Genomic DNA, 14,607 nt, shown 5'->3' on the forward strand with positions numbered 1-14,607 from the left:
ACGCGCGAAGAAAGGACGGCTAGACGCAATCACTGGCGGCCTCCTCATCGAGCATGGGAAGGCTGTCCTGCCACCAGGCTGCCAGGTTGTGTACGTGAGGGGCCTTGAGGATCGTGAAGTGGTTACCCGGACCGTACCAGATACTGAGGTCGGGGATATGCTTGCGCCATCCTTCGATCATTTGTTCCTGTTCGCGTTTGTTACCGGCTGTGTCCAGGGTTGGATCATTCGCCAGTACCAGCCGCACCGGCCCGGTGTATTGATGTTGAGGCTGATAAACCGTACGCAAGGCCGTGCCAAAGGCCCGCGCCGGACCGCGCATCGAGTCCACCGCCGAACGCTGCGGCAGCATGCCGGCGCGGACCATGCCGGCATGCAGCAAGCGCATCTGGGCGGTATCGTCCTGGGCACCGAAGACCGTGGCATCGATACCCAGGGACTTGCCGGAAGCCAACTGCATCGCCTCGATCAACCGCTTCAAGACCCCCGTCGCGGTATACGGCTTGCCCACCACACCGTTACCACCTGGCGACTCACTGTCGATCAGCGTCAACGAGGCCACCTTGCGGCCACGGGCATGCAGGCGAGCCGCCATTTCGAACACGATCCAGCCACCGAAGGAATGACCGAGCAGATGCACCGGCCCCTCCGGTTGCACCCTGTCGATCGCTTCGAGGTACGCCTGGGCGGCGGTTTCCACGAGGCTGAAAGGCTCCGTGCTGCCGTCCAGCCCGCGGGGCTGTAGCCCATGGATTGGCCAGTCCGGGCCGAAAGCATCGGTCAGCCCGATAAAGCCGGTCACGCTGTCGCCTGCGCCCGGCACACAGAAGATTGGAGCCCGGTCAGCGCGCCCGCCCTGGATCGTCAACAGCGGCTGGTAACTGCTCCTCGACAACCTCACCGGACGCGATGCGACGGTACGCAGTGCATCGTCGATGGCCTGGCCCAATGCCTTGACCTGGGGGGCCTGCATCATCGTCTGGTGGTTGCCCGGAACCTTGACGCAATGCATCTGTGTCTTCGGCAGGACGGCGTCCCACCCCAGATAGCCGGAATGCTCGGGCGCATCGTCCTTGCGTTCCTCGGCGACCAGCAGGTGCACCGGCACAGAGATCGGATACACCGAATAATGGGCCAGCGCATGACCGTGGGCGACCTCGCGATCCAGGTAATGCCAGAGCTGGCCCGCGCTGTAGCCCGCCAGTTCAGCCGGCAACAGACCTTCGTCAGCACACCGCTGCACCAGGCCTTCGAACTCGAAGTCGCCCAGTTGAGCCAGCAGATGAGCCAGTTTGCTAAGGACCGCTGCGAGGTCTGCCTCGCCCACTGTCGAAGCCTTCCAGAACACCTCGCAACGGTCCAGCAAATGCCGTTTGTGGGCTTCGTCCGGTGACCAGCGCTCTCTACCCTGGTCCACCAGCCGAGGCAGGTAGCTGTCGATCAGGCCGACGAACTCGACCTCTTCGTCCAGCCCAATGAGCTGGATCGCGATTTCGTAAGCCAGCACGCCACCGAACGACCAGCCGGCCAGGCGATAGGGACCCTGGGGCTGGACCGAACGGATGATGCCCACCAGCCGCGAGGCCAGGCATTCCATGGTTTGCAGCTGTGGCTCGCCCCACGGGATGGCCGGCAGGCCATAGACCGGAACATCCGGGTCGATGTGCTTGCCCAGTGCCGGGAAGTAAAGATCCAGGCCGCTGAACTCATGCACCAGGAACAGCGGGTTCTGCTGGCCGGTGGTGCGCACCGGCACAAAAGCCTCCTGCACTGGGACATCGGTGGAGCGGGTCTGCAGCAGCGACGCCATCGACGCGACACTCTCGTGCTGGAACAACTCGGCCAGCGACACCGTCAGGTTGGCTTGGGCCAACAGCCCCACCAAGCGAATCGCCAACAGTGAATGCCCGCCCAATTCGAAGAAGTTGTCATGCCGACCGATCCGTTGCAGGCCCAGCAAGTCTTGCCAGATCTGCGCGAGCACGGTTTCGACTTCGCCTTGCGGGGCTTCGTAGATGCGGCTGACAACGGCCTCCTGGTCCGGTGCCGGCAACGCCTTGCGATCGAGCTTGCCATTGGCGGTCAGTGGCAGCCCGTCAAGTCGCACATAGGCTGCCGGCACCATGTAGTCCGGCAGCTGCGCGTGCAGGTGGGCCCGCAGCGCCTCGATCTCCGCCGCGACATCCGGGTCGCGCAGGGTGAAATAGGCCACCAGGCGTTTCTCCCCAGGGGCATCTTCACGCGCCAGGATGAGCACATCCTTGACGTTGTCATGCTCGGCGAGCCGGGCTTCGATTTCCCCCAGTTCGATACGGAAACCACGGATCTTCACCTGGTCGTCGTTACGCCCCAGGTAATCGACCGTGCCATCCGCGCGCCAGCGCGCCAAGTCGCCGGTGCGGTAGAGCAAGGCCTCCGGATCGGCACTGAACGGGTCGGCGATAAATTTCTCGGCGGTCAGCTCGGGACGGTTCAGATACCCCTTCGCCACGCCGTCGCCACCGATGTACAACTCGCCCGCCACGCCGATGGGTACTGGCTGTTGATTAACGTCCAAGACATAGACGCGGGTGTTGCCGATGGGCCGGCCAATCGGGATTCCGCCCTCGCCCACGCTGTGGATTTCGTGAGTGGTGGTGAAGGTGGTGGCTTCGGTTGGGCCGTAACCGTTGAGCAGATGAGCCGGTGCGCCGTCCTTGAGGACACGCCCGATCACCGCTGGGTCAAGCACATCGCCGCCCACGATCAGGTAGCGCAACTGACTGAACACCGTCATCAGACCAGCCGCGTACTGATGGAACAGGCCGGCGGTCATCCACAACACGCTGACCGATTGCTCGCGCAACAGTGCAGCAAAGCGCTCCTGGGACAACAGCACATCCTGCTCGACCACCACAACGCAGCCGCCATTGAGCAACGGCGCCCAGACGTCGAGGGTGCTGGCATCGAACGCCGGGTTGGAGGCAAAGGCCACCCGATCCCCGGCGTTAAAGTCCGCATAACCGTTGTTGATCACCAGGCGATTGATCGCCCGGTGTGGCACCAGCACACCCTTCGGTGTGCCCGTAGAACCCGAGGTGTACATGGCGTAGGCGACCGATTCGGCGCTTTGCATCAGGTCAAGGTCGTCGCCAGCTTCGTCCAGCGCGACGGTATCCAGGTCCACTCGCAGCGTGTTGTCAGGCACCGTAGCCGTGCTCAGCGCCAACAGGATTTGCGCCCCGCTGTCCTGCACCATGAACTGCTGGCGCTCCAGAGGCGCGCTGACATCCAACGGCACATAGACGGCGGCACACTTGAGGATCGCCAACTGGCTGACCAGCAACTCAATCGAACGCTGCAGCCCAATCGCCACCCGATCGCCCGGTTGAATCCCCAGGCCGATCAGATGACGGGCCAGGCGATTGGCCCTAGTGTTCAACTCGGCGTAAGTCAGGTGGTTTTCGTTGTGCACGACGGCCATGGCATCCGGCCGCACCTTGACCTGGGCCTCGAACAAGCCATGGACGGTCCTGTCCTGCGGATAGCGACGCGTGGTGGCGTTGAAATCCACCAGCAACTGGCGACGCTCGGCAGACGGCAGGATCGATACGCTGTTCAACGGCGTTTGCGGCGCCTGTTCCAGCGCTTGCACCAGATGCTCCAAGGCAATGTTCATGTAGACGCACATCCGCTGCGCACCGATCTGCGGCACGGCCAGCGCCGAAAGGCTAAAGCCTTCGCCCAGGTCATCCACCGAAAACGTCAGCGGGTAGTTGGTGCGTTCTTCACTGCCCAGGGTCTCGATGCCGTCCCAGGCAGCCAGGACTTCGCTCGAAACCGTCTGGAAAGCGCTGTGGCGGTAATTGAGCAAGGCGCTGAACAGTGGCATCGGTGCGGCTACGCCGCTGCAACGCTGGGCCAAGGCCAGCGAGGCGTGCTCGTGGCCCAACAACTCGGTCAGGCGGGCGTGAGTGGCTTTCACACCGTCACGCACGCCTTGGCTACCGACATCCACCCACAGCGGCAAGGTGTTGATGAACATCCCCAGCGCACGGTCGGCGCCGTCGCCGCCCTGCATCCGACCCATCAGCACGGTGCCGAACACCACGTCCTGCTTGCCGGACACTTGTCCCAGCACTTGCGCCCACGCCAGGTGATGCAGGCTCGCGGCGCTCACGCCCAACTGGCGGGCCTGGGCCCGCAGACGGCGACTCAGGTCGGCAGAGAGATTCAGCCCGGCCGCTTCGATATCGCTGCCATCGCCACGCACGTCCAGCAAGCCGAACGGCAGCGTTGGCTCGTCCAGATCGCCTAACATTTCGCGGAAGAACCCTTCGTGTTCCTCACGGCTGATACCCAGACGGGCCTGGGCCACGTAATTACGGAACGGCACCGCTTCACCCAGTTGATCGGCCTGGCCCAGCAGGTGCGCCTGCATCTCGTGCTGCACCACTTCCAGCGCGGTGTGATCGAGGGCCATGTGATGGAACAGCAGCATGGCGATCCAGCGCTGGTTGGCGACGTCATGGGTAAACGCCATGCGCATCAGCGGGGCCTGGCGTACATCGAGCCGCATGTGTTGCGGGTTGAAGCGTTCCAACAGTTGCCCGGCAATGTCACGGCCCGGATCGAAAACACACTCTTCCAGCACCAATTGCGCCTGGCGCAGCACCACCTGGACCGGTTCGCGCAGGCCTTCCCAGAGCACGCCGGTACGCAGGATGTCATGCCGGTCGATGACACCTTGCAAGGCGTTGACAAAGGCATCCAGCCGGGCCCGATCCTTGAGATTGAACGTGGCCTGTTGCAGATAGAGATCGCCCTGCTGTGAAGCCAGGTGGTGATACAGAATCCCTTCCTGCAGCGGCGCCAGGGCGTAGATGTCCTGGATGTTCGCCACACCGCCGGGCACCGTCGCGACAATCTGCTCGATTTCGCCTTGAGACAGATCGATGAGGGGCAGCATGTCCGGTGTGATCCGCTCGCAACCTGGAACAATACCGTTGCCCGGCACGACAATCTCCGTCGCGCTTCCTACTGCCGCCGCCAAGGCCGCCAGCGTCGGCTGGCCGAACAGCACCCGGACATCGGCGCTCAAGCCCGCCTGGCGCATGCGTTCGATCAACGTGACCGCCAACAGTGAATGCCCGCCCAGCTCGAAGAAGTGGTCGTGACGCCCCACCCGCTCGACCTGGAGCAATTCGGCCCAAAGCTGCGCCAGCGTCGTTTCGACGGTGCCCTGGGGTGCTTCGTATTCCCGGGTAATCACCGAAGCCAGGTCCGGTGCCGGCAACGCCTTGCGGTCCAACTTGCCGTTTGGCGTCAGGGGCAAGACGTCGAGCCGCACATAGGCGCTCGGTACCATGAATTCAGGCAATTGCCCTTGCAGGTGAGCCCGCAGGGTTTCGATGTCGGCAGTCTCATCGGCGGAATGCGCGGTGAAATAGGCCACCAGGCGTTTCTCGCCGGGCTCCTCTTCACGGGCCAGCACCACGGCTTCCTTCACCGCGTCGTGTTGCGCCAGCCGCGCTTCGATCTCGCCCAACTCGATGCGGAAGCCGCGGATTTTCACCTGGTCGTCGTTGCGCCCCAGGTAATCGATGTTGCCGTCCGGCAAGTAGCGACCCAGATCCCCGGTGCGGTACATCCGCGCATTCGGAGCACTGTTGAACGGATCCTTGAGAAAGCGCTCGGCAGTCAATTCCGGACGGTGCAGGTAACCCCGCGCCACCTGCACCCCGCCGATATAAATTTCCCCGGCCACGCCCATGGGCACTGGCTGTCGATGGGCATCGAGCAGGTAGATCCGCGTGTTGGCAATCGGCTTGCCGATCGGCGTGCTGTCCGGTGTATCGGCGCCCGCGCAGTCCCACGCGGTCACATCCACCGCTGCTTCGGTCGGGCCGTACAGGTTGTACAGGCCGGTCTGCGGCAGTTGCGCCTTGAAGCGCCGCACCAGATGCCCCGGCAAGGCCTCGCCGCTGCACATCACCCGCACCAGACCTTCGCACTCGCTCGCCTCGCCATGGGCCAGGAACACATCGAGCATCGACGGCACAAAGTGCAACGTGGTGATGCCCTGGGCCTGGATCACGTCGCGCAGGTACGCCGGATCGCGATGCCCACCAGGACGGGCCATCACCAGCCGCGCGCCGCTGAACAGCGGCCAGAAGAATTCCCACACCGACACGTCGAAGCTGAACGGGGTCTTTTGCAGCACGGCATCCGCGGCGCTCAAACCGTATTCGTCCTGCATCCACAACAGACGGTTGACCACCCCGCCGTGCTCGTTCATCACGCCTTTGGGCAGGCCGGTGGAGCCCGAGGTGTAGATGACATAGGCCAAGTGATTGGCATGCAGGCCATCAACCGACGGATTGTCGGTTGGCTGCGCCGAGAAACCCTCCTCGTCGGCCGCGTCCAACAGCATGACCCGGGCAGCGGTACTCGGCAGGCTGGCCTGCAAGGCACGCTGGGTCAGCACCACCGTCGGCGCACTGTTTTCCAGCATGTAGGCCAGGCGCTCCAGCGGATAATCCGGGTCGAGCGGCACATACGCCGCGCCGGACTTGAGGATGCCCAGCAGGCCGGCCACCATGTCCACGCCACGCTCCACGCAGATGGCCACACGGTCGTCCGGGCGGATGCCCAGGGCGATCAGGCGATGGGCGATCTGATTGGCGCGACGATTCAGTTGCGCGTAGCTCAGTTGTTCTTCGTCGGACACCACGGCTATCGCGTCCGGGCAGGTTTCAACACGTGCCTCGAACAAACCGTGCAAGGTCAGCCCTTGCGGGTAATCGACCGTGGTGGCATTGAACGCTTGCACCAAGTGCTGGCGCTCGCTGTCACCCAGCAGCGGAATCTGCGTTACGAGGGCCAACTCGTCGGCGACCATGGCGCGCAGCACGCATTCCAGGTAGCCGAGGTAGCGTTCCATCGTGGCCTGGTCGAACAGCGCCGTAGCGTATTCCAACGAACCGAACAGGCGCCCATCGATCAACGCCACGTCCAGCAACACATCGAACTTCGCGGTGCGACTGGTCACGCCCAGCCCTTGCAGGGACATATCACCCAGTTCCAACCCGGTGGTTTCGTTGTTCTGCCACGACAACATGGCCTGGAATACCGGACTGTGGGACAGGCTGCGCAATGGCCGGACCACCTCCACCACCTGTTCGAACGGCAAGTCCTGATGCGCCTGGGCGCCCAAGGTCTGGGCCTTTACCTGTTGCAGCAAGCCTTGGACCGTCAGTTCGGCCGCGACATCGACGCGCAGCGCCAGGGTGTTGACGAACAGGCCGATCAGGCCTTCAACCTCCGACTGCATGCGGTTCGCCACCGGCGTGCCGATGACCACGTCGTCCTGGCCAGACATGCGACTGAGCACCGTGGCCCAGGCGGCCATGACCGTCATGAACAACGTGGCGCCATGGCGCTGACTCAACGCCTTGAGGCCTTGGGTCAGGGTTTCGTCGAAAACGATGCCCACCGCACTGCCTGAGTGGTCTTGCTGTGCAGGCCGTGGCCGGTCGGTCGGCAACGACAGCAGCGCCGGGGCGTCGGCCAGGGTTTGCTGCCAGTAGCGCTCCTGGGTGTCCAGGACCTCACCCGTGAGCCAGCGTCGTTGCCAGAGGGCATAGTCGGCGTACTGGATCGGCAAGACCGGCAGCGGATCATCCCGATCCTGGCTGAACGCCTCGTACAGCACGCCCAACTCATGGGTCAGCAGATCGGCGGACCAACCATCCGAGACAATGTGATGCAGGGTCACCAACAGCGCGTGGTCATCGTCAGCCATACGAATCAGTCGGCCACGTACCAGTGGGCCGCGGGCCAGGTCGAAGGCTTGGCGCGCCTCTTCTTCAGCGATGTTCAACAGCTCGGCTTCAGCGTCAGGACGCCCCGCCAGGACCTGCTGTTGCAACGCGAAACCACTGTCAGCCGGGGCAACGCGTTGCTCCGTTTCCTGTCCCGGTTCCTGCACGAAGGTGGTGCGCAGGGCCTCATGGCGGGCCACGATGCGGTCCAGTGCGCGAGTGAGCGCCGGGACATCCAGCTTACCCCGCAGGCGAAGGCCCGTGGGGATGTGATACGCCGCACTGCTGCCGTCCAGCTGCGCCAGGAACCACAGGCGCTGTTGGGCGAAAGACAACGGCAATGCCTGCTCGCGGGACACCGGCACAATGTCTGGCCGGGTGCTACGGGCCGCCTGGGAGAGCACCTGGGCCAGCGCGCTCAACTGCGGTTGGGCAAAGACATCGTTCAGGCTCAACTCCACACCCAGTTGTTCACGCACCTGGGCAATCAAGCGCATCACCAGCAATGAATGGCCACCCAGTTCGAAGAAGTGATCATGGCGCCCCACCGACTCGACTTTGAGCATCGTTTGCCATATCTGCGCCAGGGCGATTTCAGTGCTGCCCTGAGGCGCTTCATGGCTGCGACTGGCGTAGGCCTCGCCATCGGGCGCCGGCAGCGCCTGGCGATCAAGCTTACGGTTCGGTGTCAGCGGCAGCTCGGCCAGGCTGACGAACGCGCTCGGCAGCATGTATTCGGCCAGTTGCGTCGACAGCTGCGCACGCAGGGCCGCGACGTCCAGGCTCGCTTCGGCCTGCGGCACCACATAGGCCACCAGGCGTTTGTCGCCTGGGGTGTCTTCGCGCACGATCACCGCCGCTTCCTTGACCTCGACACAATGACCCAGCCGGGCCTCTATCTCGCCCAGTTCGATCCGGAATCCCCGGACCTTGACCTGGAAGTCGTTGCGGCCCAGGTACTCAAGGCGTCCGTCCGGACGATAGCGGGCCAGGTCGCCGGTCTTGTACAGGCGGGCACCGGGCTGGTCGCTGAAAGGGTCGGCCAGGAAACGCTCGGCGCTGATAGCGTCAAGGTTCAAGTAACCACGCGCCACCCCCTCGCCGCCGATGAAAATTTCCCCCGTGACCCCGAACGGCACCGGTTGACGGTGTGCATCGAGCAGGTAAATACGGGTGTTGGCCATCGGTCTACCAATGCTGGCATTGCCGACAGCGTCACCGGCCGCGACATGTTCCATGTAAGCGGCGGTGCATGACACCGTTGCCTCGGTCGGGCCATAGGTGTTGATCAACCGGGTATGCGCCGGGCGAACCGCGTCCCACATCTGCAATTTTTGCGTCGACAAGGCATCGCCGGTGACGTTGATCAGCCGCACGTCGCACAAATGGTCCCGAGCCAGGGCCGGCGTGTTGTGCCACTCGGCCGCGAGGGTGTGCCAATGGGCAGCCGTCAGGTGCAGGAAGGTCGGGCGGATATCGCCATTGTTTTGCAGCTCGGCACTGCCAAACAGCTGCCGGGTGGGCGCCAGGGTGGCGCCGGCAAGCAGCGTCGGGAAGATCTCTTCCACCGACAGGTCGAAGTTCAGGGTGTTCTGTTGCAGCACGGTGTCGGCCGGTGTCAGGCCGAACAGCCGGACCGCATCGACGCAGTAGTTGACCAGGCCCCGGTGTTCGATCATCACCCCCTTGGGGTTGCCGGTGGAGCCCGAGGTGTAGATCACGTAGGCCAGGTGGCGCGCGCTCAGGGACGCAACGATCGGGTTGTCATCAGGCCCGGCGGCAATGCCGCAAACGGCACGTTCGTCGTGATCCAGCAACACCACCGGCGCTGCCAACGCCGGCAGACGTCCTTGCAGCTCACCCTGGGTCAACAGCGCCGTCGGGGTACTGTCGGCTAGCATGTAGGCCAATCGTTCGGCCGGATACGCCGGATCGAGTGGCACGTAGCCGGCACCGGCCTTGAGGATCGCCAACAAGCCGACCAGCATGTCGATACCGCGTTCGACACAGATCGCCACCCGATCATCCGGGCGAATACCCAGCCCGATCAGGTGATGGGCCACCTGGTTGGCCTGACGGTTCAGTTCGTCGTAGCTCAGCCGCTCACCCTCGAACACCACCGCAGTGGCATCCGGTCGTGCCACGACCTGGGCCTCGAACAGCTGATGGATCGTCTGCTCACGGGGGTACGCTGTCTGGGTGGCGTTGAGGCCTGCCAGCAAATGTTTACGTTCAGCTTCGCCCAGCAGGTCGACTCGTTCGATCACGGTCTGGTCACCGGCCACCATGGCCCGCAGCAGGCGCTCGAAATAGCCGAGATAACGCTGCACCGTCCCCTCGTCGAACAACGCCGTGGCGTATTCGAGGGAGCCGAACATCTGCCCTTGGACCTCGCCCACTTCCAGGGACAGGTCGAACTTGGCGATGTTGCTCGCCGCACCCAGGCCTTCGAGTTTCAGGTCGCCCAACACCAGTTCAGTGCTGTCCAGGGTCTGCCACGACAGCATGGCCTGGAACAGCGGACTGTGGGCCAGGCTACGCACCGGATTGAGCAGTTCCACCACTTGTTCGAACGGTAGGTCTTGATGCGCCTGGGCGCCGAGGGCTTGGGTCTTGACCCGCGCCAGCAGGGTTTCGACCGTCGGCGCTGCCGAGACGTCGACGCGCACCGCCAGGGTGTTGACGAAAAAGCCGATCAGCCCTTCGACTTCCGACCGTGTGCGGTTGGCCACCGGCGAACCGATCACCACTTCATCCTGGCCCGAAAGCCGGCTCAACAATGCGCCCCACGCGGCCATCAACGTCATGTACAGCGTGACGCCGTGGCGCTGGCTCAGCGCCTTGAGACTTGCGGTCAAGTCCGCGTCAAAGGTCACCGGCAATGCAGCCCCGGCGTAATCCTGCTGCGGCGGGCGCACCCGATCGGTGGGCAGCATCAGCAACGCTGGTGCGTCGGCGAGAGTCTGCTGCCAATAGTTGCTCTGGGTGTGCAACACATCGCCGCTCAACCAACGCCGTTGCCACACGGCGTAGTCACTGTACTGCACCGCCAGGGCAGGCAGCGGATCTTCCAGGTCATGCCGGAACGCTTCATAGAGTGCCGCCAGTTCCTTGATCAGCACGCCGATGGACCAGCCATCCGAAACGATATGATGCATGGTCACCAGCAGCACATGGTCCTCGCTGCCGAGCCGAATCAGCCGGCCCCGGATCAGCGGGCCGTGCTCCAGGTCAAAGGTCTGCGTGGCTTCCTGTGCCACCAGTACCTGCAGTTGGCCTTCGGCATCGGCCTGGCCGGACAAATCATGCAGGAGCAGCGCGAAACCGGCGTCGGCAGGTGCGATGCACTGCCTTGCCTCCTCGCCCTGTTCCTGCACGAAGGAGGTCCGCAGGGCCTCGTGACGGGCAACAATGCGATCCAGCGCCCGCTGCAAGGCAAGGCGGTCCAACACGCCGCGCAGACGCAGTCCAGCGGGCATGTGATAAGCCGCGCTGGCGCCTTCCATCTGTGCCAGGAACCACAGGCGCTGCTGGGCGAACGACAAGGGCAGGTCTTCATCACGGGCAACCCGGACGATCTCCGGCAATGTGCTGCGCCCGGCCCGGGCCACGGCCTGCGCCAAGCCCATGAGCTGGGGATGGGCGAACAGCTCGGCCAGGCTCAACTCCACGCCCAGGCGCAGACGCACCTGGGAAATCAGTTGTATCGCCAGCAACGAGTGGCCACCCAGTTCGAAGAAATGGTCATGGCGACCGACCTGTGGCAAGCCCAGCAGGTCTTGCCAGATCTGCGCCAGAGTGGTTTCAAGTTTACCTTGCGGGGCTTCGTAGCCGCGGGTGATCACCGCGTCAAGGTCCGGCGCCCGCAGCGCCTTGCGGTCGAGCTTGCCGTTCGGTGTCAGTGGCAGTGCGTCGAGGCGTACGTAGGCGGCGGGCACCATATAGGCCGGCAGTTGCGCTTGCAGGTGCGTGCGCAGGGCTTCAATGTCGACCCTCTCGTCTGGCGAGTATTGGGTGAAATAGGCGACCAGGCGCTTGTCGCCCGGTACGTCTTCGCGAGCCAGGACCACGGCTTCCTTGAGGTTTGGATACCGGGCGAGTTTGGCTTCGATCTCACCCAACTCGATGCGGAAACCACGGATCTTCACCTGGTCATCGTTGCGGCCCAGGTATTCGATGTTGCCGTCGGGCAGGTAGCGGCCCAAGTCGCCGGTCTTGTACATCCGGGCGTTTGGCGCGCTGCTGAATGGGTCCTTGAGGAACCGCTGGGCGGTCAGGTCATCACGATTGAGATAACCGCGAGCGACCCCGGCACCACCGATGTAGATTTCGCCCGGTACGCCCATTGGCACCGGTTGCTTGTGTTCATCCAGCAAGTAGAACTGGGTGTTGGCGATCGGTTTGCCGATGTGCGCGGCGAACCCGTCTTCGCGGGCCATCGATACCCAGCTTGAGTAAGTCGTGGTTTCCGAAGGACCGTAGAGGTTGCACAGGCGTTTGACCTGGGTCTGTTCGAACAGACTTTCCACCAGAGAACGTTTAAGTGCTTCACCCGCGACGTTGACCGTGTCGACCCCCTCACCCACTCCACCCGACTCCAGCAACGCCTTGAGCGCCGAAGGTACGGTGTTGATCAGCGTGATGTCATGTTCGCCCTGCTGCAGTTCCAGCACATTAGTGACCACATCGATGCTGCCACCGGAGGTCAACGGCGCGAAGCACTCGTACACAGCCAAGTCAAAATTCAGCGAGGTCGAAAACAGGGTTTTCGACAGCGTTTCGGCATCGAACGAACGGTGCGCCCAAGTCAGGAAGTTCACCGTGTTGCGGTGTTCGATCATCACGCCCTTGGGCAGACCGGTCGAGCCCGAGGTATAGATCACATAGGCCAGATGCGACGAGGTCAGGCCCGGCACCTGCGGATTGGGCGCTGACTCATCCTGCCAGACGCCCCTGTCGAGGTCGATCACCGGCACCGTCGTCTCGCCCAGCAAGCGACGTGTAGCCCCTTGTACCAGGATCGCCGCCGGGGCGCTGTCTTCGAGCATGTAGGCAATCCGCTCCTGCGGATACGCCGGATCCAGCGGCACATAACCGCCGCCGGCCTTGAGGATTGCCAGCAAGCCCACGACCATGTCGATGCCACGCTCGACGCAGATCGCCACCCGCGAATCCGGCTGCACGCCCTGCTTGAGCAGGTAATGGGCCAAGCGGTTGGCGAGCCCGTTGAGCTCGCGATAATTGAACTGTTGCCGGCCATGGCGTACCGCCACGGCATCCGGGGTGCGCAACACTTGGGCTTCGAACAGCCCGTGGATGGTCTGCTCCTGCGGGTAATCGCCTTGCGTGGCATTGAATCTCACCAGCAACCGTTCGCGCTCCGCCGCCGGGACAATCGACAACTCGCGCAACGCCAGGTCAGGCGTCTGCTCCAACGCCGCCACCAGGCTTTCCAGCGCGGTGTGCATATAACCGCAGACACGCAGGGCGCCGACTTCGACCACGGCCTGGGTCGTGAGCCTGAAGCCTTCGCCCAGGTCGTCCACGTTCAGGCACAACGGATAATTGGTCCGTTCTTCCATGCTCAGGGTTTGAATGCCGTGCCAGGCCGAGACGGCATGGTCGGACACCGCTGCGGCGGCACTGTGCCGATAGTTCAGCAAGGTGCTGAACAAAGGCAGCGAGGCCGGCACGCCACTGCAACGCTGGGCCAGGGACAGCGAGGCATGCTCGTGCCCCAGCAAGGCCGATAGCCGCCCGTGGGTCGCCCTGACCCCGGCGCGGGCCCCTTGGGCACCGACGCTGACGCGCAATGGCAGCGTATTGATGAACATGCCCAATGCCCGATCAGCCCCTTCGCCGCCCTGCATCCGCCCCATCAATACCGTGCCGAACACCACCTCTTCACGGCCCGAAACCCGGCCGAGCACTTGTGCCCAGGCCAAGTGGACCAGGCTTGCCGCGCTCACGCCAAGCTGACGGGCCTGCGCACGCAGGCGCTGAGCCAACGCGGCGTCCACGTCCTGATGCGCCTCTTCGATCCCGCTGCCGTCGCCCTGCACATCCTGCAGGCCGAACGGCAGCGTGGGCTCATCGATATCGCCCAGCATGTCGCGGAAAAACCCTTCGTGTTGCTCACGACTGACCCCAAGCCGTGCCTGGGCCACGTGGTTGCGATATGGCACAGCCGGTGAGAGCAATTGCGCCTGGCCCAGAAGGCTGGCCTGCATTTCATGCACCACCACCTCAAGCGCCGTGTGGTCCAGCGCCATGTGATGGAACAACAGAATGCCGACCCAGCGCTGATTCGCCACGTCCTGCGCATAAGCGAGGCGCATCAACGGGGCCTGGGCGATGTCGAGACGGTAATGACGCGGATCGAAGCGTGCATGCAGCTGCTGCACCACGTCGTCCGCAGCCTGGTCTGCCTCGATTTCCTCAAGGGCCAGGGTCGCATGGCGCCATACCACCTGCACCGGTGCTTCCAGGCCTTGCCAGACCATGCTGGTGCGCAAGATGTCGTTACGCGACACCACGCTCTGCAAGGCATGGGCAAAAGCTTGCACCCGCTCGCGGTTGTCGAAGCCGAACAGCACCTGCAACACGTAGGGATCGCCCTGCTCTGCGGCAAGGTGATGGTAAAGAATCCCCTCCTGCAGTGGCGCCAGCCCGTAGATGTCCTGCACATTCGCCACGCCGCCCGGTACCGTGGCCACGATCCGGTCGATGGCGCTCTGGTCCAGTTCGGCCAGGGGCAACATGTCCGGCGTAATCCGCGTGCAGCCGTCCGGGATTGCGTTGCCCG

The 14,607-nt window shown here is 63.7% G+C and carries 1 protein-coding gene; it reads right to left on the bottom strand.

Annotated features, from left to right (window positions below; translation table 11 throughout):
• Positions 1 to 19 precede the first annotated feature (19 nt).
• A complete protein-coding gene (locus tag CD58_RS31870; RefSeq protein WP_419178841.1) occupies positions 20 to 14,563 on the bottom strand; it encodes an amino acid adenylation domain-containing protein in 14,544 nt (4,847 codons plus the stop codon).
• Positions 14,564 to 14,607 lie beyond the last annotated feature (44 nt).

The sequence above is a fragment of the Pseudomonas brassicacearum genome (genome assembly GCF_000585995.1).
In the GTDB taxonomy this organism is placed as follows: domain Bacteria; phylum Pseudomonadota; class Gammaproteobacteria; order Pseudomonadales; family Pseudomonadaceae; genus Aquipseudomonas; species Aquipseudomonas brassicacearum_A.